Source organism: Halomonas sp. LC1 (assembly GCF_030247125.1).
GTDB lineage: Bacteria > Pseudomonadota > Gammaproteobacteria > Pseudomonadales > Halomonadaceae > Vreelandella.
Genome location: NZ_JASSPG010000005.1, coordinates 317,097 through 340,844, shown reverse-complemented (window position 1 = coordinate 340,844; position 23,748 = coordinate 317,097). Strand labels below are relative to the sequence as shown.

Below are 23,748 nucleotides of genomic sequence, written 5' to 3'. Positions count from 1 at the left end.
GCCGCCGCCGACCAGTGCAGCAGCGCTCGCGCTGTGGTGGGGTTGGCGAAAAGGTCGCTGGCCCCAGTCGGCTTCCAGCGCCAAGCCACATACCGAGCGCACTGCGGCCACCTGTAGTGCATCATCCTCTGACAGCGGCGGCAGAATGCCGGGTAAGCGGCTGGCGAGCATGGTTTTGCCGGTGCCGGGTGGGCCTGCGAGCAATAGGTTATGGCCTCCTGCAGCAGCGACCTCTAACGCCCGGCGGGCCTGATGCTGGCCGCGCACGTCGGCTAAGTCCGCCATGGGGGCGGTGGATTTGACGGAGGCTGAGAGCTGGTGGGGCGGAATTTTCTCCTGGCCCAGCAAGTGAGCCACCACTTGCCAGAGAGAGTCGGCGGGCAGCACCGGTAAATCGCCTGCCAGAGCCGCTTCATCGGCACAGGCGCGGGGCACAATCAGCGCTTTGTTGGCGCGCCGGGTGGCCAGCGCAAACGGCAGCACGCCGGGTACAGCGCGCAGTTTGCCATCCAGGGCCAGTTCGCCCGCGCACTCCATACCTTCCAGCGCATCCACCGGGATTTGACCCGAGGCCGCGAGAATGCCCAGCGCAATGGGTAAATCAAAGCGGCCACCCTCTTTAGGCAGATCCGCCGGGGCGAGGTTGAGGGTAATGCGCTTGGTGTTGGGGAAATCAAAACCCGCGTTGATCAAGGCGCTGCGCACCCGCTCGCGGCTCTCCTTCACGGCGGTTTCCGGCAACCCCACTAGGGTTAAACCCGGCAAACCGTTGGCTAAGTGAACCTCTACATGTACCGCCGGTGCTTCCAACCCCACGCCTGCCCGCGTGGCCACAATCGCTAGTGTCATGGCGCTCCCTCGCAACGTCTACCAATCGGCTCACTCAGTTTAATGAGCTATCTCGTTGGCTAAGCCTACTTTATGTCAGGCCTTGTGCGCTACTCAGGTGGGCAGGCTGATGGCGGGCTAGTCAGCGTGATGGGCATTCAACGCGCTGGTGAGTTCGCGGGCAAAGCGCTGAGCGGAGGGCAGTGCACCAAAGCTCCACACTGGTGGTAGGCGAAGCAGGCGGCCGTTTTGCACGTTGGGTAAGTGCTGCCAGAGGCCGCTCCCTTCCAACTGCTCTTCCACGCCTGCGGGGAGTGGGTCGACGATGACCAGCGTGGCATCGGGGTAGCGTGCCAGCGCTTCAATACCGGCCAGTGAAAACCCCCAGGCGTTGGTGGGTTGGTCCCAGGCGTTGGGTAGCTCAAGTTGTTCTAGCACGGCGTTGTAGAGGCTGTTCTCGCCAAACACCCGCACATGGCGGGCATCCATAAACTGCACCATCAGCAGCGGTGGCGAGTCGCTGTGCTGGCGGCGCAGCTCGGCCATCAGCTGTTGGGTGCTCTCGATCAGCTCCTCGGCTTCGGCGTTGCGGTCGGTGAGCTCGCCCAGTTGACGGGTGAGGCTCTGCATCTCTTGCCATGTCTCCGCGCCCGGTGAGTAGAGGGCGAAGGTGCCTACCGGGGCGATTTTCTCCAACCGGGGAATTAGCCCGGTAAACATAGGCGAGAGCAGCGTTTGCTCGGGAGGCGATTGGGCCAGCAGCTCGAAGTTGGGCTGGGTGCGCAGGCCAATATCCATCACATGCTCGGGAATGCGCGGCTCGCCCACCCAGTCGTGGTAGGCGGGCTGCTGCGCAATGCCGCTCACGGGGGCCTTGATGGCCAGCAACGTCTCGGCAATGGTCCAGTCGATGGTGGCCCATTGGGCGTGGCTGGCGGTAGACAACAGCAGGCCAGCCGCAAGCAGGCTGCGGCGAGCCAGGATAAGCAGTCGGGGGAAACAGCGCATGAGGTTAGTACCTAGCAATAAGCGCCTTATTTAAACGAGTCTGTTTATCAATTGCAAATAGAAACACCCAGGCATGCACAGGGCGCGGGCGCCTGGGTGTGGTCGCTGCTTAGAATCGGTAATGAACGCTGGCGGTGACGCCGCGTTCGGCACCGAAATAGCAGTACTCCAGCGAGTTACACGACGCCACGTACTCTTTATCCAGCGCGTTGTGCACATTCAGGCGGGTTTCGACGCCATTGAGGCCTGCTTGGCTCCAGTCGTAGCCCAGCGTGGCGTCAACGAGGGTGTAGTCCGGCACGGTGGCGGTGTTGGCGCGGTCAGCGGCAATGTCAGCGTAGTGGCGCACGCCCACGCCGATATCCACACCGCTTAGCCAACCCTTCTGCACGGCATAGTGGCCCCACAGCTGTACTTGATAGCGGGGTGAGTAAATGGCGTTATTGCCCTGGTTGCCGTCGTCGCTCTTGGCGTAAGTAATGTCGGTAAAGCTGTAGCCTGCCTGGAGCGAGAGCGCCTCGGTGAGCTGCGTTTGGGCTTCCAGCTCAATGCCTTGCGACTCAATCTCGCCTACGGCACGGTAGGGGTCGGTAGGCTGCTCTTTGGTAGCCACGTTCTCCTGGCTAATGTGGAACAGCGCTGCGCTGTACTGCTGCCGGTCGTTGGGCTGGTATTTCAAGCCGGTTTCCCACTGTGCGCCCTCCATGGGAGCGAGCAGGTCGCCGTTGGCATCGACGAAGCTGGTGGGGGTAAAGGCCGTCGAGTAGCTGACGTAGGGGGCGATGCCGTTATCGAACAGGTACACCACCCCAGCGCGGCCGCTAAATTGGGTGTCACTCAACGCGCTGGTAGCGCCGCTGTCGCGATTGGTGTTGTCGATATTTACCCAGTCAAAGCGCCCGCCTAGCGTCACGCGCCAGTTATTGACGGTGATCTGATCCTGAAGGTAGATGCCGGTTTGCTCCAACTCGTGGTTCTCCCGGATGGGCGCGTAGAACGCCAGCGGCTCGCTGCCGTAAACCGGGTTGAAGGCATCCAACGAGGGGAACGCGCCGGAAGGCCAGGCAACCTCGTTCTTGCGCTGCTGGTAATCCGCTCCCAACAGCAGGGTGTGCTCCATGAAGCCGTTGGTCAGGCGGGCTTCTAACTGATTATCCACCGTTAAGGCTTGAAGCGATTCCTCGCTGCCGGAGTAGTAGCGGGCCAGTGCGTTTGAGGTCGGCGATGCCCAGCCAAACCCATACACCTGATTTAGCGTCACGTCTGAATTGAGATAGCGCAGCAGTTGGCGGGCGGATACGCGGTCGTTAAAGCGGTGCTCAAGGGTATAGCCGAGCATGCGCTGGGTGCGCTTATAGGCGTCGTAATCGGCTTCGCCATCGAAGAAGTTATTGCTTATTTGGCGGCCATTGCGAGCGATCACCGCGCCTTCATAAGGCACGCCGGAGTGGTAGCCGCCTTCTGGCTCATCCTGAAGATACGCTTCGACGGTCAGGCTGGTGGCGTCGGTCATGTCCCAGGTCAGCCGTGGCGCAATAGCGTAGCGCTCCTCTTCGGCTGGGCCAAACTGGGTATCGGCGGCGCTGGCGATGCCGGTGAGGCGAAACGCAACGCGCTGCTCTTCCCCCAGCGGGCCAGTGAGATCAAACGCAGCGCTGCGCTGATCATTATTACCGACCCTAACGCGCAGCTCGCCGCCCGGCTCGAATTCAGGACGTTTGCTGTTGAGGGCCACCACGCCGCCCGGTGAGGCGCGGCCATACAGCACGGATGCAGGGCCGCGCACCACTTCGATGCTGTCTAAAAACCAGGGGTCGATGCGCATGCTGCTATGGGAGTTGGCGTCGCCCATCACCTTCAAACCATCTAAAAAGGTGTTGCTCAAGCTGCCATCGGAGAAGCCTCTTAACACCAGGTAATCAAAACGGTTAGAAGCCCCTACTTGGTTGCTGTACACGCCGGGAGTGTAGTCGGTGGCGCGCTGTACGGTACTGACGCCGCGTTGCGTCATCTGCGTTTCGGTGATGGTCGAAACGCTCTGTGGGGTTTCGATAAAGGGCGTAGCAACTTTGGTCGCCGCCTGTTGGGCAGTCACAGTGACGGTGGCTAAGGCAGTGCTCGGCTGTGCCGCAGCAGGCGTTGCCAGCGCGATGAACAGCGCACTGCTCAAGGGGGCCAGTAGAAACAGACGATGGGTGGAGGCCATAAGTGATCCTGGGAGGAAGTGGAATCAGTGTTATTAAGCAATGAGAATTATTGCTTTTTATGACGCCATAAAGGTATGCGCCGTGCCAAGCCTGCTATGCGCGCTGACATGTTTGTACACGCGGAAGGAACTCAAGCGCGGGCTATAAGCTGGAGCGATTCCTCTCGTGAGGGGAAAAACCGAAGTGGCGCTTGAAGGCGCTGGAGAAGTTGCTGGCATGCCGATACCCACAGTGATGGGCCGCTTGTTGCACGCTCTCACCTCGTTGCAGTGCCTCGTACCCCTGCTGTAATCGCACTTGGCGAATATAGTCGAACAGCGTGCAGCCGTAGCAGGCGCGAAACTTCTGGCGCAGGCTGCTAGGGCTCATAGCGGCTTCTTTGGCTAATGCGGTGAGGCTATAAGGCTCGGCGGGATGCTGAGCAATGCGCGAGTGCAGTGCCGTGAGGCAATGACGATCACGGGTAGAAAGGCGTTTTTGCTCGGGTAGCGCTGTCAGACGCTCTGGCAAGCCTAACCCAATCAACTGCAATGCTAACCCCTGCCATACCAGCGCTTGTCGCCAGAGCGTGGGCGGTTGCTCACTAATGGTGCAAAGCGTTTCGCAGAGGGCCTTGGGGAGCTTCCAGCAATGCAAACATGAAGCATCAGGCGGGGTGGGTAGGCCTAAGGGTGCAGTGGTCAGAACCGCAATATTCACAGTACGAAGGCGTGTCTGAACAGGTTGATGCACCGTGAGTGGGTGCCGGGCATCAAAGTGGCTGCATACGCCATCTCCTGCAGAGAGCTGTATCTGCTGCTTGCCCATTTGGAGATGAATAGTGCCTTCCAAGATAACGCTCAAGAACCATGGCACGCTTTGGTAAGACGTGGAGGTATAGCCACGTTCTACCTGCAAATCAGAAAGCGTTAAGTGAATCCCGTGGCGCAGGCTAACGTCATGAACATGACCGGTGGCGACTGGTTGGCGCGGAGAAGTAGGGCCTTCAATGCGGTAGTGAATGCCGAAGCGCTGGCCAAGCTGGGCCAACGAAAAGGGGGTGATTTCAGGCGTTGCTAAGCGTTCCTGCTGAGGCATTGGGGCAGTCGCTATCGTGGGTGGAGCATAGTGCCTGCGCCGTATTGGTGCTTAACGGCACGCGGGAGGCTACAGATAAGCGCACGATAGCACTATCACTAGGGTTGTCAATGATAGTGATTCTTGTTCACTGGTATAAGGTGTTGAATTAAGAGCAAGAGAGAGGACGGGCGAGAGTGTGGGAGAGAGGTAGGGGCAAGAAGTGGGGCAGCCGAACCTGCCCCATGCCGTGCAAAACGGCGTACTTACTCAGCGCCGTCAGCGGTTGGCTTAGTTGTGCTGGAAGGTTGCACAGGGGCGGGCGGTACTTCAGCTTCTACAGGCGTGGCGGCGGTGGTGCTAGAGGCCTCTACCGCTGCTTCCAAACTGGCCACTTGGCGCTCTAGGGCTTCTACCCGCGAGCGGGTGCGCTGCAGCACATCCATCAAAATATCAAAGTCTTCCCGTGATACCAGCTCCAGGCGGTCAAACGCGCCGCGTACCACCTGCTGGACACCTTTCTGAATATCTTCCGGGGCTTGTGACGCATTCTGCAAACGGTCGCCGATCTGCTGGGCTAAGCGGCTAATGCGGTCTTGGGGCGCCATGGCTCTCTCCTTAAACGATCACGCATAAATGTGAACTGCTTGTGAGTAAGGATACGCAACCCGCCGTGGATTCGCATGTGCCGTTTGTTAATTAAGCGCAATGGATAGTGAGCAGATGGGGAGCGGACAAATGCATCGAAATGGAGCGGCTAGCTTTTTTGAATGCTCATTAATGGTGCAGGGCCCGAGGGGAGGAGAGTGAGCAAGGCCATAAAGCTACCGTCAGTTGCTTATATGAATAGATTAAGTATCTGAAATATAAAAATAAAAAAGTGGATGGCACGGTATGCGCATTAGCAGGGCAAGCACTAAATTCGGGCGGCCATGCCGCTTTCCACCGAGTGGGACTGATCCAGCAGGGGAGATCCGGGATGAAACTCATCACCGCTATCATCAAGCCATTCAAGCTTGACGACGTTCGTGAAGCACTCGCCGACAACGGCGTTCAGGGGATTACGGTCACTGAAGTAAAGGGCTTTGGCCGCCAGAAAGGGCATACCGAACTCTACCGCGGCGCGGAATACGTGGTCGATTTTCTGCCCAAGGTGAAAGTGGAAGTCGCCGTGGACGATGCGCGCCTGGAAAGCGTGCTGGACGCCATCTGCAACGCAGCGAATAGCGGCAAGATCGGCGATGGCAAAGTGTTCGTCACGCCGTTGGAAGATGTGATCCGTATTCGTACCGGTGAGCGCGGTGCCGACGCCGTTTAAGCGTCGCCCATCGATCTGCTGATGACGTATAACTTCGCTTAGTATAACGGGGAACACCTCATGAATGAGTTAGCTGATTTGAGCTATGCGCTCGATACGTTTTACTTCTTGATCTGCGGCGTGCTGGTCATGTGGATGGCCGCTGGCTTCGCCATGCTGGAAGCGGGCTTGGTTCGCTCCAAGAATACCGCCGAAATCCTGACGAAAAACATCGCGCTGTTCGCGATTGCCTGCACCATGTACCTGCTGGTGGGCTACTACATCATGTACTCCAGCAGCGCAGGCGGCTTCCTGCCGAACCTGGGCTTCTTGATCGGCACTGAAAACAGCGCCGATGCGGTGCTGGCCGGTGGCGACGATGCGCCTTACTACTCCATGCGCTCTGACTTCTTCTTCCAGGTGGTGTTTGTGGCCACCGCCATGTCGATTGTCTCGGGTGCGGTTGCTGAGCGTATGAAGCTGTGGGCATTTCTGGCCTTTGCCGTGGTGATGACGGCATTCATCTACCCGGTGTCTGGCTACTGGACCTGGGGCGGCGGCTGGCTGTCTGAAGTCGGCTACTCCGACTACGCCGGTTCCGGCATCGTGCACTTGGCCGGTGCGGCTGCAGCGCTCGCCGGTGTGCTGGTACTGGGCCCGCGTAAAGGCAAGTACGGTAAAGATGGCTCTATCCATGCGATTCCCGGTGCCAACATGCCACTGGCAACGCTGGGTACCTTCATCCTGTGGATGGGCTGGTTCGGTTTCAACGGCGGCTCCGAGCTGAAAATGTCCGATATCGGTTCAGCCAACAACGTTGCACAAGTGTTCGTGAACACCAACGCAGCGGCTGCCGGTGGCGTGATTGCTGCGCTGGTGCTAGCCAAACTGTGGTTCCGTAAAGCGGACCTCACCATGGCACTGAACGGTGCGCTGGCCGGCCTGGTCGCGATTACCGCTGACCCGCTCTCTCCGTCAGCACTGGGCGCTGCCATGATTGGTGCGGTAGGTGGTCTGATTGTGGTGGGTGCCATCGTGACCCTCGACAAGCTGAAGCTGGATGACCCGGTCGGCGCGATCTCCGTACACGGTGTGGTTGGTATCTGGGGTGTGCTGGCAGTGCCGCTCACCAACGGCGACGCCTCTTTCGGTGCACAGTTAATCGGTATCGTGGGCATCTTTGGCTGGGTCTTCATCGCAAGCTTAGTGGTATGGCTGGTGCTGAAAGCGGTCATGGGTATCCGCGTTAGCGAAGAAGAAGAGTATGAAGGCGTCGATATCGCTGAGTGCGGTCTGGAAGCCTACCCCGAGTTTAGCGTTAAGAAATAAGCTTGCGCTAATCATGTGAGCTGGCGTGCTCCTTGTGGCCTCCCCGAGTGGGAGGCCTTTTTGTCGTTTACGCATCGGCGGCACGTCGCTGGTTATGAGCTAGGTACGTACGGGTTTTTTATTCTCCGCCCTGGGCGGTGTATGCTTAACCGACTGGGTAACGGGCTTGGCTATGCGAGCGCCCCGCCAACCTTGATGGGTTATGACAACCGTTCAATAACGCTGTTTTGATACAGTGGGCCACCAAGCTAGAGGATGTCGCAATGAAATTGATCTCAGCCATTATCAAGCCGTTCAAGCTTGATGACGTACGCGAATCGCTCTCTGATATCGGCGTGCAGGGCATTACGGTAACGGAAGTGAAAGGCTTTGGCCGTCAGAAAGGCCACACGGAACTCTACCGTGGTGCGGAGTACGTGGTGGATTTCCTGCCCAAGGTGAAGCTGGAAGTCGCCGTTGACGACGATATGGCCGAGCAGGTGATCGACGCGATTACCCAGGTCGCCAATACCGGTAAGATCGGTGACGGTAAAATCTTTGTGATGCCCCTTGAGCAGGTCATCCGTATCCGTACTGGTGAAACCGGTAAAGACGCGGTTTAACGGTGAAGCGTCAGTAGTGAAGGGTAAGGCGTGAACAGTGAGTTGCGCTGAATAGACAAAGCCCCTGTGGATATCATCCACAGGGGCTTTGTGCATAAGGCGATGGTGATACGGGCTACGATTTTCTATTCACCCTTCACCATTCACCATCCAAGCAGCACTTACTTCTCGACGAACGCACGCTCAATGACGTAGTCGCCCGGCTCGCCCATGCGCGGGGAGATGTTCAGGCCCAGTTCGTCGAGCAGCGCGCTGGTGTCGTCCAGCATCGCCGGGCTGCCGCAGATCATGGCGCGGTCTTGGCGCGGGTCAATCGGCGGTAGGCCGGTGTCTTCAAAAAGCTTGCCGCTGCGGATGTGGTCGGTCAGGCGGCCCATAGTGTGAAACTCTTCACGGGTGACCGTGGGGTAGTACACGAGCTTTTCGGCGATCTCTTCGCCCAGGTACTCGTGGGCGGGCAGCTCTTTGGTGATGAAGTCGGCGTAGGCCAGCTCGGAGACTTCACGCACGCCGTGTACCAGCACGACTTTTTCGAAGCGCTCGTAAACTTCCGGGTCTTGAATCAGGCTCATGAACGGCGCCAAGCCGGTACCGGTCGAGAGCATATACAGGTTGCGTCCCGGCAGCAGGTCGTCGCACACCAGCGTGCCAGTCGGCTTGCGGCTGACCATGATTTGGTCGCCTACTTTCAGGTGCTGTAGGCGCGAGGTGAGCGGGCCATCGGGCACTTTGATGCTGAAGAATTCCAGGTGGTCTTCGTAGTTGGGGCTGGCGATGGAGTACGCGCGCATCAGGGGCTTGCCGTCCACTTCGAGACCGATCATGACGAATTGGCCGTTTTTGAAACGCAGGCTGCGCTCGCGGGTGGTGCGGAAGCTGAACAGGGTATCGTTCCAGTGGTGAACGCTTAGCACTTCTTCTAGGGCAAACTTGCTCATGCTCACTCCTCCAGAGGCGGCGCAGCCTAAGCCTTGCTCGCCATATTCCAAAAAAGAATAAAAAATAGCTCTATAGGTTTCTCTCAATTCTAAATAAGGGTGGTATATCTGTTAAGCAAATTATCTTGATAACGCTTATCTTTAAAATCGATATAGCCCTTCGCCGATCACTCGACAGATAGGTTTTGGTCATGCACTACACCCTGCGCCAGCTAGAAGTCTTCGTAGCCGTTGCCCAGCACGAGAGCGTTTCCCACGCGGCGCGCGCGCTGGCCATGTCGCAATCGGCTACCAGCACGGCGCTGGCCGAGCTGGAGCGCCAGTTCGACTGCCAGCTGCTCGATCGCATCGGGAAACGGCTGAAACTCAACGCGCTCGGCTTCCAGCTACTGCCCAAGGCGGTGGCCCTGCTCGACCGCGCCGAGGAGGTCGAAGAGCTGCTGCGGGGTCAGCAGGGCGTGGGCGCATTGGACGTGGGGGCAACGCTCACCATCGGTAACTATCTGGCCACGCTGCTGATCAGCGATTTCATGCAGCGCTATCCCGGCAGCCGGGTGCGGCTGGCGGTGCGCAATACGCGGCATATTATCGAGGGCGTGCGCCAGCACTCGCTGGATTTGGGGCTGATTGAGGGGCAGTGCGATGACGATATGATTATCAGCCAGCCCTGGGTCGAGGATGAGCTGTGCGTGTTCTGCTCGCCGCGCCACCCGCTGGCAGGGCGGGAGCATCTGGAGCTGGATCAACTGCTGCGGGAGGATTGGATTATGCGCGAGGAGGGCTCCGGTACGCGTATGACGCTAGAGCATGCCGCCCGCCACCGTCGCAGCCGGTTCAATACGCTGTTGGAGCTGGAGCATACCGAGGGCATTAAACGCGCGGTGGAGTCGGGATTAGGGATTGGCTGCGTGTCGCGGCTGGCACTGCGTGATGCCTTCCGGCGCGGCAGCTTGGTGCCGCTGCCCACGCCGGAGTTGGATCTAAAGCGCCAGTTCACCTTTATCTGGCATCGCCACAAGTACCTGACCACCGGCGTGAGGGAGTTTTTAAGGCTCTGCCGCGAAATGACCGCCGGGGCCAAGCGCAGTGACGATATTCCGCTGCCACCGATTCCCTAGCGGTTACACCTTGGCCTTTTCAGGGCTTGGCAGCGCCTGAGCCTGATGCTGCGACGCCTCTAGCGTAAAGCCACCCACTAGCGCGGCCAGCCTGTCCGCTTGGTCTTTAAGCTGCTCGGCCGCGGTGGTGGACTCTTGCACCAGGGCGGCGTTTTGCTGGGTCATCTGATCCAGGTCGGTCACCGCGACGCTGACTTGGTTAATGCCGTCGTTCTGCTCACCGGCTGCCGTACTGATATCGCCCAGCATTTGGGTGACGCGCGTCACGCTATCGGCCAGCTCGTGCATGGCGGCTTCAGCGTCGCGTACCATTTGCGTGCCGCTTTCGACCTTGTCGGCAGACGCATCGATGCGCTGGCGGATATCCTTAGCGGCGTCGCTGCTGCGCGAGGCGAGCTTGCGCACTTCATCGGCCACCACGGCAAAGCCGCGCCCGTGCTCGCCAGCCCGCGCTGCCTCTACTGAGGCGTTGAGCGCCAGCAGGTTGGTTTGGAAGGCAATGCCGTCGATCACGCTGACGATGCTCTGAATCTCTGCCGAGGTCGCGCGGATGTCATCCATGGTCGAGACCACCTGCACAAACGCCTTGTCGGTACGGGAAGCCAGCTGCGAGGCGGTGTTGGACAGCCCGCTGGCCTCTTGGGAGGCGTGGGTGGTGTGGCTGACGGTGCTGCTGATCTCTTCCATCGCTGCCGAGGTTTCTTGCAGGCTGGCAGCGGCTTGCTCGGTACGCCGTGACAGGTCATGGCCGCCTTGGGTGATCTCGTTGGCTGCATGGTTCACGGCCTCGCTACTGCGCCGTACGTCCAGCAAAATGGCCTGAATTTTTTCGGCAAAGGCGTTGAACTGCTCGGCCACGGCGGCGCTCTCATCGCGGCCATGCACGGGCAGGCGCTGAGTGAGATCGCCGTTTCCAGAGGCGATCTCTTCCATTCTGTTCGCTAAGCGTTTGAGCGGACTCGCAATACGCCCACCAATCCACCACAGGGCAGCGATGCCGATGGCCGCCAGCAGCAGCCCCACCAGCGTCATCCCTAGGGTGTTTTGCTGGCGCTGATCGCTCAAAACGTTCTGCAGCGCGTTGAGTTCGGCGAGCACGACGGACTCGGGCAGCTGTAGCACTAGTACCCACGGCTGCTCCGTATCGCCAATGGTCAGTGGCTGATAGCGCTGAAACATGCCGTTGGCCATGCTGCTGTAGAGGCTGCCTTGTGATGTGGCTTCGGCAATGCCGTCAAGCGCCGTGTCGCTCAGCGCGTTGCTGGCAGGCAGGCCCAGGGCCTCTTCGCCGTTGGTGTCCGCCACCAAGCCGCCGCGCCCGGCGACCAGCGCCATACGGCCTGCGCCGTCATACAGCGCGGCGTTGGCGTCGCGCAGCAGCGTTTGAATGAAGTTCAGCGAGAGGTCGACCCCGGCCACACCGCGAAATTCGCCGTTCACCAAAATCGGTGCGTTGAACGAGGTGACCAGCTGCGTTTCGCCGTCGTAATCGTAGGCGGCGGGGTCGATCACACAGGGGGCGAGCGTTTCGCGTGGGCAGAGGTAGTACTCCCCCTCACGCACGCCGCTGGCGAGGCGGGTTTCGCTCTCCATAGTGTCGCCTAGTGGTAAGACCTCGAGCGAGCCATCCCCAGTGCGGTACCACCAGGGCATGAAGCGGCCACTGCCATCGTGGCCGTAGCGCTCGTCGCCAGCAAAGCGGGCGTCGTCTCCAAAGGCGTTGGGCTCCCAGCCGATGAACGCATCCAGCAGCGCCGGGTTGTCGGCAACCGTCTGCCGTACCAAGTTGGAAAGCTGACGGCGGCTCAGGTAGAGCGCACGCTGACCTTCGGCATCTTCCACGCCCATGAGGGCGTTGGTGGTGGCGAGCTGGCTGGCCAGGGTCATGGCCTTGTCCAGCTCGCGTTGAATCCGTTCACCCTCTGCTTCGGCAATGGCATCGAGCCGCGCGTCCAGTGCGCTTTGCATGAGCGTCTGGGTATGCTCTTCAACGGTTTGTTGGGTGCGGGCGGCCGCGATCAGGTTATACACCACTAGCGCGGCAACGACGGCAAGCAGGCAAGGGCCTGCCAACGCCAAAACGAGAGAGCGAAGGGAACGAAAGTGCATAGAGGAGCGGTCCTGTTTCAGCAAGAGGCGAAAGAGCGTATCGAGTGCCATCCTTGAACCAGTAGAACAAAGATTCATGGCTAACGCGTGACATGGCCACCACCGCAGGCAAGAGGGCGGAGGCGGCCAGGGAGGCGCTGCCGGTTAGAAACTCTCCGACGTGCGCGGTAAACGGTCCTGTGGCGCCTGTAGCGCGGGCGATGCCGTGTGAGAGAGTTTGAAGCTGCTGATCGTCCCGGTCAGGTGATCCGCCTGCTCTTTCAACTGCTCGGCGGCGGTGGTGGACTCTTCGACCATCGCAGCGTTTTCTTGGGTCATCCGGTCCAGTTCTGCCACCGCAATATTGACCTGCTTGATACCGTCGCTCTGTTCGCTCGTCGCGGCGTTGATCTCTTCTAGAACATCGGTCACGCGGGTGATGTGCTCGACGATATCCTGCATGGTACTCCCCGCGTTACGCACCAACGAGGTGCCGTTATTCACCTTGGCTTGCGAGTCCTCGATCAGTTTCTGGATATCGTTAGCCGCGTCGCTGCTACGGCCAGCCAGTTTGCGTACTTCCTCTGCCACGACGGCAAAGCCACGGCCGTGTTCACCCGCGCGGGCAGCCTCGACCGAGGCGTTCAGTGCCAGCAGATTGGTTTGAAAAGCGATGCTGTTCATCAACGTGACGATATCGCCAATCTTGTTGGAAGCGTCGGAGATGTCTTCCATGGTGGTGACCACGTTCGATACCACCTGACCGCCCTCTTTCGCGACTTCGGTAGCCGCGTGGGAGAGCTTGTTGGCTTCCTGGGCTGAGGCCGCCGTGTGCTGTACGGTGCTGGTGATCTCTTCGACCGAGGCCGAGGTTTGTTGCAGGCTCGAGGCGGCGTTATCCGTACGGCGCGAGAGATCCTGGCCACCCATGGCAATCTCGTTAGCGGCGTGGTGCACCGATTCGCTGCTGGTGCGCACGTCGATCAAGACGTCTTCCATTTTGCCTACGAAGCGATTGAAGGCGCTGGCAATTTGAGCCACTTCGTCGGTGCCCTCCTCGGGAAGGCGCTGGGTCAAGTCGCCTTCGCCCGAGGCGATGTTATCCATCGCATTGCGGACGCCCAGCAGGCGACGCAGCAGCAGCGACAGCAATATGCCAAAGACCACGGCGGTAATGGCCGCGACGATCAGCAGGGTAACGATGGACGTGGTGGCAATGGCGCGCAGGCCTGCGGTGGCCTCTGCTTCGTCTAACGCGACGACCAACTGCCAACCGCTGTTGCCGTCGATGGTGCGTCCCATCAGTAGCTTGCTGCTGCCTTGTAGCGCCAAGGGGTGCGGCTGCTGAGCGTTGGATAACGTATTGAGATACTCGGCATTCAATTTGCTGTTGAGTGTGGTCGTTGGTTCCAGTGCCAGCTCACTGTCTGGGTGGGCAATGAGGGTGCCGTCGCCGGTGGCAAGAAAGCCAAAGCTAGAGGGAGTCGGCGAAATTTCCTGCACGATGGCGACCATGTCACGAATATTGACATCGGCTCCCACGACCGCCTGTAGTTGGTCGTTTCTGTAAAAAGGGCGTGCAAACGTTACGACCAAGTCGCCGCTTTGAGCGTCGATGTAAGGGGCCGTCACAATGGTGTCACGTGCCTCCACCGCTGCTTGGTACCAAGGACGCTCCCTAGGGTCGAAATCAGCCGGTGGCTCCCAGCCATTAAAAAAGATGGTTTCGCCGCTGGCCGCAACGCCAATATAGGTCGCCATGAAGTTGCCGGAGGTCGTCAACTGCCGCAAAGCAGCGCGAGGGTCATCGCTAGCAATGGCTTCATCCATACCAGACAGCATCGTACTGCGCGAAGCGATCCACTCGCTTAACGCGCTGCTATTGCCGCGCACGACGGCATCCAAGTTACGGGTGATCTGTTGAGCGTTGTGCTGTTTTACCGTTAGGTAACTGGCGATGCCATTTATGATCAGGGCCAGCGTAATAGCCGTGAGTGCCGCTAGAAGAATACGTAAACGTAGGGAAGAAAACATAGTCGCTCTCGGGATCATCAGGGTTCATGATGGGTATCGGCGAGAGCGGCTACGCCTTTAGTAAAAAGCAGGAAAAAAGTTAGTAAGCGCTAACTGTAGTGTTAACGAAGATCGCTGACCGCGTTCTGAATATCAGCCATGGACGCTTTGCTGAGGTCTTTCGAGAGCGTGTGGGTGACCAGCTTCTGCGTGGGGTTGTCGAGCTTCTCTTTGAGCAGCCCCAAGAACTTGGGAGGCGCGACCATGATCAGCTTGTCCATGCTGTTGTCCACCCGCGCAGTGTAGAGTCGCTGGGCGACTTCTTTGGCAAACAGCTCGTTTTCATGTTGGGAGGCCGCGCCCTCCTCGCCGGATGAGCGCGATGACGTTGACGTAGACTCATGAACATCGGCACCGCGGCGGTCCGTGATCAAGTCGCCTTCATGCAGCCTGCCTGCGGCGTGTACCAAGCTCTCCTGCTCGGCGAGGTGAAGTGCATCACGGGTGAAGATACGTGCCCGAGCGGCGTCGGCTACCACGATATAGGTGGTCATTGTCATACGTCCTCCATGTCATTGATTACCCTTTAACCATGGCAACCGTTCCGTGTTTGGTCAAACACGGTTTTCATAGAGAAAAGAGCATGGATATAGACGACTCACGTCATCATTGGCGAAACCGCTATCTGCTGATGCGCCATGGCCATAGCCAGGCTAACGCACAAGGCACCATCATCAGCTCCCCTGAGCGAGGGCTGTTGGCGTATGGGCTGTCGCCGCAGGGCGAGCAGCAGCTGGCAGATACCGTCGCACGGTGGCACTGGCCGGTACCCACACAGGTCGTGCATTCGGACTTTTTACGCACTACGCACACCGCCGCCCGAGTGGCCGCCGCGTTTGGGTTGGAGATGCAAAAAGAGGAGCGCTTGAGGGAGCGCCACTTTGGTGAATTGGAGGGCAAGGCGGATAGCCACTACCCGGAGGTGTGGGCCTTCGATGCTCAGAACGCCGACCACACCCAGTGGCAGGTGGAGCCGGTCAAGTGTGTCGCGGCGCGCATGGTTGCTGCGCTGGAAGCGTTGGAGCAACGCTTTGAGGGTGAAACGGTGCTGGTGGTCAGCCACGGCGACCCCCTGCAAATTCTGCTTACGGCGCTGGCGGGCAAGCCGCTGACGCAGCATCGGGAGCAGCCTGCGCTACTGCCTGCCAGCATTACGCTCGTGGGTGGTTAAGCGCCCGCTTTGGGAGGAATCCAGGCGATCATATCGACTTCGACATCCGCGCCGCCCGCAAGCCCGGTCACGCCAATGCAGGTGCGGGTGGGCAGCGGTTGTTGGAAGTAGCTGGCGTAGACCTGATTCACTTCATCGAAATGGCCCATATTGGTGATGAAGACCCGCGACTGCACCACGTACTCGAAGCTACTGCCGACCTCTTCCAGCACGATGGCCAGATTCTGCATCACCCGGTGGGTTTGCTCGGTAAACGTGCCCAGCAGCATCTCGTTGGTTTCCGGCACCGTGGGCATTTGGCCGGTGATGAAGACCAGGTCGCCCACCCGGCAGGCGTGTGAGAACGGGGCGATGGGCTGCGGCGCGCGGTCAATGAAGAGCTTTTCCATGATGACTCACTTGTTGTGATGTTGTGGCGTAGAGGGTCCATGAAAATGGGCCTCACTGGAGGCCCACGTTCAGTACATCGTGGCACTGGAGACAGGATTAGTGCCCCAGAATCTGGCTCAAGAAGAGCTGGGTGCGCTCGGATTGCGGGTTATTGAAGAACGGCTCCGGCGCGTTCTCTTCGATGATTTGCCCTTGGTCCATGAAGATGACGCGGTCGGCCACAGTCTTGGCGAAGCCCATCTCGTGGGTAACGCACAGCATGGTCATGCCCTCTTCGGCCAGCTCGATCATGACGTCCAGTACTTCCTTGATCATTTCCGGGTCGAGGGCCGAGGTCGGTTCGTCAAACAGCATGACGTCCGGGTGCATGCACAGCGAGCGGGCAATGGCGACCCGCTGCTGCTGACCGCCGGAGAGTTGGCCAGGATATTTCTTGGCCTGCTCGGCGATGCGCACGCGCTCCAGGTACTGCATGGCCATGGCTTCGGCCTCTTTGCGGGGCTTCTTCTGCACCCACATCGGTGCGATACAGCAGTTCTCCAGCACCGTGAGGTGAGGGAACAGGTTGAAGTGCTGGAACACCATGCCGACGCTGCGGCGAATCTGCTCGATGCGTTTGACGTCCTGAGTGAGCGGTACGCCGCCTACCACGATCTCGCCTTTTTGGTGCTCTTCCAGATGGTTGATGCAGCGAATCATGGTGGATTTACCGGAGCCTGAAGGCCCGCAAATGACGATCCGCTCGCCGCGTTTCACTTCCAGATAAATGTCGCGCAGCACGTGGAAATCGCCGTACCACTTGTTCACGCCGCGCATTTCTACCATCAGATCGGAGGGGCTGGTGCCAGGGGTGTTGGTCGCTGCTTGAGTCATGTCACTATCCTGCTAAAAATCGTTGATGAAAGCGGCGTTAGCGCTTGTGGCCGGTATGCAGCTTGCGTTCTAGGTACTGGCTGTAGCGCGACATGCTGAAACAGAAAATCCAGAACATGAAGGCAGCGAACACGTAACCTTCCAACGAGAAGCCGAGCCAGCGTGAGTCGGCCAGGGCCGCTTGCACGATCCCCAAAAGGTCGAAAAGCCCGATGATCATGACCAGAGTGGTGTCTTTGAACAGCGAAATGAAGGTGTTCACGATACCTGGGATCATCATCTTCAGCGCCTGGGGAAGAATGATCAGCCCCATGCGCTTCCAGTAGGTCATGCCGAGGGCAGCCGCCGCCTCCTCTTGGCCCTTGGGAATGGCTTGCAACCCACCGCGGATGACCTCGGCCATGTAGGCGCTTTGGAACAGCGTCAAACCGATCAGCGCCCGCACCAGGCGGTCTACGTTCATCTCGGAAGGCAGGAACAGCGGCAGCATTACCGAGGCCATGAACAGCACGGTGATCAGCGGCACTCCTCGCCAGAACTCGATAAACACCACGCAGAAACTTTTGACGATCGGCATGTTGGAGCGTCGCCCCAAGGCCAGCACAATACCGATCGGCAGCGCGCCCACCATGCCCACCGTGGCCAGCAGCAGTGTCAGCATCAGGCCACCCCAGCGGTGCGTCGGCACCTGGGGAAGGTCGAAGTAGCCGCCGTAGAGCAGTATGAACGACAACACCGGGAAAACGACCAGCGCAAAAATGGCCACCCAGCGTTTGAAAGGCAGTTTGGGAATCGCCAGCCAGCCGATTAGGGTAAAGAACATGGCGAACACGATATTGGCGCGCCAGATCTCTTCGCTGGGGTAGAGGCCATAGATGAACTGGGTCAAACGGGCGTTGATAAAGACCCAGCAGGCCCCTTCCCGTGAGCAGTCGTCGCGGGTGGTGCCGACCCAGTCGGCGTTGATGAACGCCCACTGCACGGTGGGTACCACCAGCAGATAGAGAATGTAGAGGCCAATCAACGTGAAGATCGTATTGATCGGGCCGTTGAACAAGTTGGTGCGCAGCCAAGCAATGGCGCCTACGGAGCTGCTGGGCGCCGGTCGCTGCTCGATCATGGTTTGATTATGAATCATGTGTGGCTCCTCGCCTCAGCCTAGCGTTCAACCAGCGCCACACGGGCGTTGAACCAGTTCATGAACATGGACACCAGCAGGCTGATCGTCAGGTAGACCGCCATGGTCATGGCAATGACCTCGATGGCTTGGCCTGTCTGGTTCAGCGTGGTCCCTGCAAACACCGATACGAGGTCCGGATAGCCAATGGCCGTAGCCAGCGACGAGTTTTTGATCAGGTTCAAATATTGGCTGGTGAGCGGGGGAATGATGACTCGTAGCGCCTGAGGAATGACCACCAGGCGCAGCACTAGGTTACGCGGCAGGCTCAGGGCTTGAGCCGCTTCGGTTTGGCCATGAGAAATGGCCTGAATGCCGGAGCGCACGATCTCGGCAATGAACGACGCCGTATAGATCGATAGCGCAAACCATAGCGCCAGGAACTCGGGAATCACCGTGATGCCGCCGCGGAAGTTAAAGCCGCGCAGCTCGGGCATTTCCCAGGTGATAGGCACGCCAGTGACGAGCATGACCAGCAGCGGCAGGCCAAAGATCAGCGCAAAGGAGATCCAGTACGCGGGAATGCGCTGCCCCGTGGCCTCCTGACGGCGCTTCGCCCAAATCACCAGCGCGATACTGGCTGAGATGGCGACCACGAAGGTGACAGGAATCAGCCCAAAGCCTGATTCGAACAGCGGCTCAGGCAGGTAAAGCCCGCGCACGTTAAGGAACACGGCTTCGCCAAATGCCAGGCTTTCCCTCGCGCTGGGGAGCGCCCGCAGCACGGCAAAGTACCAAAAGAAGATCTGCAGCAGCAGCGGGATATTACGAAACGTTTCGATATACGCCGCCGCCAGTTTGGCGATCAGCCAGTTGGGCGATAAACGGGCGATACCGACAATGAAGCCAATGAGGGTGGCGGCAATCACGCCTAGCCCGCCCACCAGCAGCGTATTCAATAGGCCAACGAAAAAGGTGCGGCCATAGGTGCTTTGGGAGGAGTAGTCGATCAGACTCTGTACGATCCCAAAGCCGGCGGTATTACTCAGGAAGCCAAAGCCTGTGGTGATACCCCGAGAGGAGAGGTTGTCTTGCACGTTGCCGACGATATAGAACAAAAAGGCGATGACAGCGGCAATCAGCAGACATTGGAAGATGAGCGCACGTTTGGCGCGGTCTCGCCAGAACGGTGGCTTTTGGCCAACGGGGCGAGCGTTAGGTCTTACGGACATGGGTGGCGTCTCCGCGATACGGAAGGTCAATCAAATGGCCCGCCAGGACCCAAAGGGGTGGCGGGCCGGGGTCAAGCGAGACGCTTAGCGAATCGGCGGTGCGTACTGGAAGCCGCCTTGGTTCCACAGGGCGTTGACACCGCGTTCGATTTCCAGCGGTGAACCCATACCTACGTTGCGCTCGAAGCTTTCACCGTAGTTACCCACTTGGCTCAGGATGTTGTAAGCCCAGTCGGCTTCGAGACCCATGCCTTCACCGTAGTTACCGTCCTGGCCGAGCAGACGCGCCACGTCCGGGTTCTCGGAGCTGAGCATCTCTTCAGCGTTTTCGCTGGTGACGCCGTACTCTTCACCGTTGATCATGGCGAATAGCGACCACTTCACGATGTTGAACCACAGATCGTCACCCTGACGCACGACCGGACCCAGCGGCTCTTTCGAGATGACATCCGGCAGAATCATGGCGCCAGCCGGGTCGTCGAGCTGAATGCGCAGTGCGGCCAACTGAGAAGTGTCAGACGTCAGAACGTCACAGCGGCCAGCCTGGAAGCCACCGACGGTTTGCTCAGAGGTATCGAAAACGATCGGGTCGAACTCCATGCCGTTGGCACGGAAGTAGTCCGCTAGGTTCAGCTCGGTGGTGGTACCGGATTGGATACAGATCGCTGCGCCATCCAGCTCGGCCGCGCTGGTAATACCGAGGTCGCGAGACACCATGAAGCCCTGGCCGTCGTAGAAGTTAACGCCGGTGAAGTTCAGGCCCAGGGTAGTGTCACGGGTGGTGGTCCAGGTGGTGTTACGAGAAAGAATATCCACTTCGCCAGACTGCAGCGCGGTGAAACGCTCGACGGCGTTCAACGAGATGTAGTTGACGGCATCCGCGTCGCCCAGTACTGCAGCGGCGACGGCGCGACAGACGTCAACGTCCAGGCCCTGCCAGTTGCCGTTATCGTCCGGGGCGGAAAAACCTGGTAAGCCGTCGCTCACGCCACACTGAACGGCACCACGCTCGCGGGTATCTTCCAGCGTATCGGCTTGGGCGGTGGCAACGCCCGCAAGAGTGATCGCGCCTGCAGAGGCCAGAAGTACCAGGTGTTTCTTATTGATCATGTTGTGTTCCCCTTCCTCGATTTTAGTGTCGTTATGCATGGTGATGCATCACTAAAAGCTAGCAAGGAAGGTGCCAAAAAAGATATGTCGGCAAATTCAGCGCTTTTCAACGTAAAATCAGCGAATTTAACGAAGGTCTTGGTGCAAAAAAGTGCGCCAGCGGCTACGCATTGCGCCTTTTTGGTGCGCAGCCGCTGGCGAGTGACCGAGCGCGCTAGCGAATGGGCGGCGCGTACTGAATCCCACCATCCTTCCACAGGGCATTCAGACCACGGGCAATGTTGAAATCAGAGTCCGCGCCCACGTTGCGGTCATAGATGTCCGCGTAGTTACCGACCTGTTTGACGATTTGGTAAGCCCAATCTGATTGTAGGCCCATGGCTTCGCCAAAGTCGCCGTCTTGCCCCAGCAGGCGCATCACATCGGGATTTTCTGAGCTTAACTGTTCATCCACATTGGCTTGGCTGACGCCCAGCTCTTCAGCGTTCAGCATGGCAAACAGCGACCACTTCACGATGTTGAACCACTGGTCATCGCCTTGGCGCACGGCGGGGCCAAGCGGCTCTTTGGAGATGATCTCCGGTAGTACCACGGCCATGTTGGGGTCGGCCAGCTGGATGCGCTGGGCGTAGAGCTGCGAGGCATCCGAGCTCAATACATCGCAGCGGCCGGCTTCGAAGCCCGCAATCGACTGCTCGGGTGAATCGAACACCACCGCATCGTAGGTCATGTTGTTAATGCGGAAGTAGTCGGAAAGATTCAGCTCGCTGGTGGTGCCTGACTGGGTGCAAACAGCCGCTCCATCCAGCTCTTTGGCGCTCTGCACGCCGAGGTCGCTGGCCACCATAAACGCTTGGCCGTCGTAATAGCTGACGCCAGTGAAGTTCATCCCTAGCGTGGTATCGCGGCTAGAGGTCCAAGTGGTGGTGCGGGAGAGCACGTCCACCTCACCCGACTGCAGCGCGGCAAAGCGTTCCACTGAATCTAACGGCACAAAATTGACCTTGCTGGCATCGCCCAGCGCAGCGGCTGCCACTGCACGGCACACATCGGTATCCAGGCCGCGGTACTGGTCGTTGTCGTCTAACGATGAGAAGCCGGGCTGGGCCGCGTTAACGCCACAGCGCACGCTGTCGCGCTCTTGAATGGCCTCAAGGGTATCGGCCATGGCCGTGGCAGGTACCCAGAGGGCCGGGGCTAATAGAGTGATTCCCAATCCTAACCAACGCGTGGTGTTCATTTGTTATTCCTTAACGTCGAGCGCAGCAACACTTGCGCATAAAAAAGGCCGGGCAGAGCCCGGCCTGATGCATAACGTCACCGCAAACTTATGCGAACGCTTTACGCATAAAGGGCGGCAGCGCCAGGGCACCGCGGTGGGCATCTACTGTGTAGTACTGTAGCGGCATTTCGTGGCTGGCGGCAGCCTCTTCACGGAAGCTTTCAACGTTGGTGCCTTTGCCTGCCAGTGTCACGCTCCACCAACCCGAGGGGTACACCGGCTGGGGGAAGGGCAGGGTGGCGACGCTATCAAAGCCAGCTTCGCGCATGTCGTTACGCAGCTCGCGGATAATCGAGCCGCTGTGATACAGCGGTGACTCACTCTGCTGAACCATGACGCCGCCGCTTTTCAGAATGCGGTGGCAGCGCTTCAAAAAGTCGGTTTTGAACAGGCCTTCGGCAGGGCCTACCGGGTCGGTGGAGTCGATGATCAGCACATCGATGCTTTCGTCGGCGGCGTCATCGACCCATTTCACGCCGTCAGCAAACAGCAGCTCGGCGCGGGGGTCGCCGTTGGCTTCCACCAGCGACGGGAAAAAGCGCTCGGAGGCTTTGGTCACTTCTTCATCGATGTCGATCTGAGTGACTTTTTCAACGCCCGGATGGCGCAGCACTTCTTTCAGCGTGCCGCAGTCGCCGCCGCCAATGATCACCACCCGCTTGGGGTCTGCGTGGGTGAACAGCGCCGGGTGGGCAATCATCTCGTGGTAGAGGAAGTTGTCGCGATCGGTCAGCATTACGCAGCCATCCAGCACCATCAGGTTGCCGTAGGTTTCGGTGGCGTACACTTCCAGGTGCTGGTAAGGGCTTTGCACATCCAGCAGTTTTTCGGTGATTTTCAGCGAGAAAGCGCTGCCGTGGCTATCAAAGACTTCGGTAAACCACTGGTCGTCGCGTAAGTCGCTCATTGCTTGGCTCCTGGGCACTGGTCGTTCGTTTGGGTCGGAATGCCCTGATGGTACTGCGGGCTTAAGTCGTGCAGCGCCTCCATGAAGGCGGTGACGTGGTCGGGATTGGTGAACTGGCTGATGCCGTGGCCCAAGTTGAACACGTGGCCCGGGCCGTGGCCGTAGCTCTCCAGCACGCGGGCCACTTCGGCGCGAATGGCCGAAGGGCGAGCAAACAGCACGTTGGGGTCTAAATTACCCTGCAGGGCAACTTTATGGCCTACGCGGGCGCGGGCGTCGGAAAGCTCGGTTGACCAATCGATACCCAGCGCGTCGGCACCGGCGCAGGCGATATGCTCAAGCCACTGGCCGCCGTTTTTGGTGAACAGAATCACCGGCACGCGGCGGCCGTCGTGTTCGCGGATCAGCCCGGAAACGATCTGCTCCATATAGCGCAGCGAGAACTCTAGGTAAGCAGGCGTGGAGAGCGCGCCGCCCCAAGTATCGAAAATCTGTACCGCCTGAGCACCGGCACGAATCTGCGCGTTCAGGTAGTCAGTGACCGACTGCGCGAGGGTATCCAGCAGCTGGTGCATGGTGTCCGGCGTGTCGTACAGCATGGTTTTTAGGTGGCGGAAATCCTTGCTGGAACCGCCTTCGACCATGTACGTCGCCAGCGTCCAGGGGCTGCCGGAGAAGCCGATCAGCGGCATGCGGCCGTTCAGCTCGCGGCGGATGGTCGAGACCGCCCGCATCACGTAGTCCAGGTCGCGCTCGGCGTTTGGCACCGTCAGCGCGGCGACTTCTTCCGGCGTGCGGACGGTTTTTCTGAATTTGGGGCCTTCGCCGGTTTCGAAGTAGAGGCCCAGCCCCATGGCATCGGGGATGGTCAAAATATCCGAAAACAGAATCGCGGCGTCGAGCGGGTAGCGCTCTAGCGGCTGCAGGGTCACTTCACAAGCCAGGTCATGATTGCGGCACAGATCCATAAAACTGCCTGCGTCGGCGCGGCTAGCGCGGTACTCCGGCAGGTAGCGGCCTGCTTGGCGCATCATCCACACCGGAGTGCGGTCAACGGGCTGGCGAGCCAGCGCGCGAAGAAAACGGTCGTTTTGCAAAGGTGTGGTGGTCATAAACACTTGC

General features: G+C 59.2%; 22 protein-coding genes. 5 read left to right on the top strand and 17 right to left on the bottom strand.

Annotation, left to right across the window (positions count from 1 at the left end):
- From QIT27_RS10530 to QIT27_RS10510, 5 genes are all read right to left on the bottom strand, one after another.
- Positions 1-849, bottom strand: an 849-nt coding sequence (locus QIT27_RS10530; protein ID WP_285263764.1) for a YifB family Mg chelatase-like AAA ATPase, incomplete at its 3' end; no start/stop codon positions are given.
- A 117-nt stretch (positions 850-966) separates the two neighbouring features.
- Positions 967-1,836: an ABC transporter substrate-binding protein gene (locus QIT27_RS10525; RefSeq protein ID WP_285263763.1), complete on the bottom strand. Its 870-nt coding sequence runs from the start codon at positions 1,834-1,836 to the stop codon at positions 967-969.
- A gap of 109 nt (positions 1,837-1,945) precedes the next feature.
- On the bottom strand, positions 1,946-4,042 hold the full coding sequence (locus tag QIT27_RS10520; protein WP_285263762.1) for a TonB-dependent siderophore receptor: 2,097 nt from the start codon (positions 4,040-4,042) through the stop codon (positions 1,946-1,948).
- A 142-nt stretch (positions 4,043-4,184) separates the two neighbouring features.
- A complete protein-coding gene (locus QIT27_RS10515) occupies positions 4,185-5,120 on the bottom strand; it encodes an AraC family transcriptional regulator (protein WP_285263761.1) in 936 nt (311 codons plus the stop codon).
- Positions 5,121-5,365: 245 nt separating this feature from the next.
- Complete coding sequence (locus QIT27_RS10510; protein WP_159343507.1) at positions 5,366-5,707, bottom strand: accessory factor UbiK family protein; 342 nt, start codon at positions 5,705-5,707, stop codon at positions 5,366-5,368.
- Positions 5,708-6,078: 371 nt separating this feature from the next.
- Here QIT27_RS10510 and QIT27_RS10505 point away from each other — a divergent pair, with 371 nt between their 5' ends.
- The 3 genes from QIT27_RS10505 to glnK all read left to right on the top strand — a co-directional run bounded on the left by QIT27_RS10505 (position 6,079) and on the right by glnK (position 8,327).
- Complete coding sequence (locus QIT27_RS10505) at positions 6,079-6,417, top strand: P-II family nitrogen regulator (RefSeq protein WP_058579766.1); 339 nt, start codon at positions 6,079-6,081, stop codon at positions 6,415-6,417.
- Between the two features lie 60 nt (positions 6,418-6,477).
- Positions 6,478-7,725 carry an ammonium transporter AmtB gene (locus QIT27_RS10500; RefSeq protein ID WP_159343506.1) on the top strand — a complete coding sequence of 416 codons (1,248 nt, stop codon included), beginning with the start codon at positions 6,478-6,480 and terminating at the stop codon, positions 7,723-7,725.
- A 263-nt stretch (positions 7,726-7,988) separates the two neighbouring features.
- Positions 7,989-8,327, top strand: a complete 339-nt coding sequence (gene glnK, locus QIT27_RS10495) for a P-II family nitrogen regulator (protein WP_009098335.1) — start codon at positions 7,989-7,991, stop codon at positions 8,325-8,327.
- Between the two features lie 161 nt (positions 8,328-8,488).
- Here glnK and QIT27_RS10490 read toward each other — a convergent pair whose 3' ends face one another.
- A complete protein-coding gene (locus QIT27_RS10490; protein WP_159343505.1) occupies positions 8,489-9,265 on the bottom strand; it encodes a ferredoxin--NADP reductase in 777 nt (258 codons plus the stop codon).
- A gap of 191 nt (positions 9,266-9,456) precedes the next feature.
- Here QIT27_RS10490 and QIT27_RS10485 point away from each other — a divergent pair, with 191 nt between their 5' ends.
- Positions 9,457-10,383 (top strand): LysR family transcriptional regulator, encoded by a 927-nt coding sequence (locus QIT27_RS10485; protein WP_044629892.1) that lies wholly within the window; start codon positions 9,457-9,459, stop codon positions 10,381-10,383.
- Positions 10,384-10,386: 3 nt separating this feature from the next.
- Here the strand turns inward: QIT27_RS10485 and QIT27_RS10480 are convergent, their stop codons facing one another.
- From QIT27_RS10480 to QIT27_RS10470, 3 genes are all read right to left on the bottom strand, one after another.
- Positions 10,387-12,492 carry a methyl-accepting chemotaxis protein gene (locus tag QIT27_RS10480; RefSeq protein ID WP_285263760.1) on the bottom strand — a complete coding sequence of 702 codons (2,106 nt, stop codon included), beginning with the start codon at positions 12,490-12,492 and terminating at the stop codon, positions 10,387-10,389.
- 144 nt (positions 12,493-12,636) lie between these two features.
- Positions 12,637-14,505 (bottom strand): methyl-accepting chemotaxis protein, encoded by a 1,869-nt coding sequence (locus QIT27_RS10475; protein WP_285263759.1) that lies wholly within the window; start codon positions 14,503-14,505, stop codon positions 12,637-12,639.
- Between the two features lie 101 nt (positions 14,506-14,606).
- Positions 14,607-15,038, bottom strand: coding sequence for a host attachment protein (locus tag QIT27_RS10470; protein ID WP_044629926.1), 432 nt, complete (start codon positions 15,036-15,038; stop codon positions 14,607-14,609).
- Positions 15,039-15,127: 89 nt separating this feature from the next.
- On the opposite strand from QIT27_RS10470, the gene QIT27_RS10465 reads away from it, so the two are divergent.
- Positions 15,128-15,715: a histidine phosphatase family protein gene (locus tag QIT27_RS10465; RefSeq protein ID WP_285263758.1), complete on the top strand. Its 588-nt coding sequence runs from the start codon at positions 15,128-15,130 to the stop codon at positions 15,713-15,715.
- Here QIT27_RS10465 and QIT27_RS10460 read toward each other — a convergent pair.
- From QIT27_RS10460 to hemE, 8 genes are all read right to left on the bottom strand, one after another.
- Positions 15,712-16,104 (bottom strand): RidA family protein, encoded by a 393-nt coding sequence (locus QIT27_RS10460; RefSeq protein WP_083023016.1) that lies wholly within the window; start codon positions 16,102-16,104, stop codon positions 15,712-15,714. The genes QIT27_RS10465 and QIT27_RS10460 overlap by 4 nt on opposite strands.
- Positions 16,105-16,201: 97 nt before the next feature.
- A complete protein-coding gene (locus tag QIT27_RS10455) occupies positions 16,202-16,930 on the bottom strand; it encodes an amino acid ABC transporter ATP-binding protein (RefSeq protein WP_139526244.1) in 729 nt (242 codons plus the stop codon).
- Positions 16,931-17,015: 85 nt separating this feature from the next.
- Positions 17,016-18,116 (bottom strand): amino acid ABC transporter permease, encoded by a 1,101-nt coding sequence (locus QIT27_RS10450; protein WP_159343501.1) that lies wholly within the window; start codon positions 18,114-18,116, stop codon positions 17,016-17,018.
- A 20-nt stretch (positions 18,117-18,136) separates the two neighbouring features.
- Positions 18,137-19,327 carry an amino acid ABC transporter permease gene (locus tag QIT27_RS10445; protein WP_285263757.1) on the bottom strand — a complete coding sequence of 397 codons (1,191 nt, stop codon included), beginning with the start codon at positions 19,325-19,327 and terminating at the stop codon, positions 18,137-18,139.
- An 84-nt stretch (positions 19,328-19,411) separates the two neighbouring features.
- A complete protein-coding gene (locus tag QIT27_RS10440) occupies positions 19,412-20,437 on the bottom strand; it encodes an amino acid ABC transporter substrate-binding protein (protein ID WP_159343499.1) in 1,026 nt (341 codons plus the stop codon).
- Between the two features lie 214 nt (positions 20,438-20,651).
- Positions 20,652-21,677, bottom strand: coding sequence for an amino acid ABC transporter substrate-binding protein (locus tag QIT27_RS10435; RefSeq protein WP_285263756.1), 1,026 nt, complete (start codon positions 21,675-21,677; stop codon positions 20,652-20,654).
- Between the two features lie 88 nt (positions 21,678-21,765).
- Positions 21,766-22,626 carry a polyamine aminopropyltransferase gene (speE, locus tag QIT27_RS10430; protein WP_285263755.1) on the bottom strand — a complete coding sequence of 287 codons (861 nt, stop codon included), beginning with the start codon at positions 22,624-22,626 and terminating at the stop codon, positions 21,766-21,768.
- On the bottom strand, positions 22,623-23,738 hold the full coding sequence (gene hemE / locus QIT27_RS10425; RefSeq protein ID WP_159343496.1) for a uroporphyrinogen decarboxylase: 1,116 nt from the start codon (positions 23,736-23,738) through the stop codon (positions 22,623-22,625). The genes speE and hemE overlap by 4 nt, the downstream gene beginning before the upstream one ends.
- Positions 23,739-23,748: the final 10 nt, after the last annotated feature.